A 281-nucleotide genomic window follows, 5' to 3' on the forward strand; every position below is an offset into this window, starting at 1 on the left:
CCCCTGCCCCCGAAGCCGGTGAACCCAAGCGCCCCCTGCCCCATCGGCTGTGGCGCGGCCGGCCCGAGGACCCGCGATGGGCCCGCCCGGCCTTCCTCGCCCTGCTCCTGGCGACCGCGGTGCTCTACCTCTACAACCTGAGCGCCTCCGGCTACGCCAACTCCTTCTACTCGGCGGCCGTCCAGGCCGGCAGCCAGTCCTGGAAGGCGTTCTTCTTCGGCTCGCTGGACGCGGCCAACGCCATCACCGTCGACAAGCCTCCGGCGGCGCTGTGGCCGATG

The 281-nt window shown here is 72.6% G+C and carries 1 pseudogene; it reads left to right on the plus strand.

Annotated features, from left to right (window positions below):
* Nucleotides 1–281 (plus strand): annotated as a pseudogene (locus CCL05_RS46620) (glycosyl transferase); the annotation flags it as partial.

This window comes from Streptomyces africanus, assembly GCF_002150735.1.
Classification (GTDB): Bacteria; Actinomycetota; Actinomycetes; order Streptomycetales; family Streptomycetaceae; genus Streptomyces; species Streptomyces africanus.